The organism is Lentibacillus halophilus (genome assembly GCF_039522485.1).
Taxonomy (GTDB): domain Bacteria; phylum Bacillota; class Bacilli; order Bacillales; family Amphibacillaceae; genus Lentibacillus; species Lentibacillus halophilus.
This window is the reverse complement of sequence record NZ_BAAADM010000063.1, coordinates 1-582: the sequence shown is the minus strand read 5'-3', so window position 1 is coordinate 582 and position 582 is coordinate 1. Positions and strand designations below refer to the sequence as shown.

Sequence of the window (582 nt, the reverse complement as noted above, 5' to 3'; positions counted from 1 at the left end):
ATAAAGCTCTTGAAGCACGTCTTATAGCTCTTGAAGCACAACTGGAAGACCTTGTTCGTCACATCCCTGGAGCTGATCAGATGATAGCCATTAAAGGTGTCAGTGCCATAACAGTCGCCGGTTTCTTCGCCGAAGTTGGTGATTTATCGAATTATCGGGATCCACGCCAAATCATTAAATTAGCGGGACTCAATCTAAAGATGAATCAATCAGGGATGTTCAAAGGCCAAACAACCATAACTAAACGAGGACGCAAACGATTGCGAAGCTTACTCTATCTAGTGGCACGCCCATTATCCCTGCACAATGAAGGATTCAAGCAACTATACCGTTATTATCGTTATCGATCCGATAATCCGTTAACAGGAAAACAATCATTTATCGCGTTAAGCCGAAAACTCATCAAAATCTTTTATGTATTAGGGACACGAAAGTGTACGTTCCAAGAAGAACGCATGATTCGTGACATCCCCATGATGTCGACGTTACAGGACGTTGCTTAAGAAGGCACACAGCTATCGTTCTGAACCATCTTTTAACAATTGAAGCACGGATTAGCCGGTCGATATTCCATCCGTTAGG

At 43.0% G+C, this 582-nt stretch carries 1 protein-coding gene; it reads left to right on the top strand.

Annotation, left to right across the window (positions count from 1 at the left end; translation table 11 throughout):
- A partial coding sequence (locus ABDZ72_RS14300) for a transposase (protein ID WP_343754357.1) occupies positions 1-503 on the top strand: 503 nt, incomplete at its 5' end.
- Between the last annotated feature and the right edge of the window lie 79 nt (positions 504-582).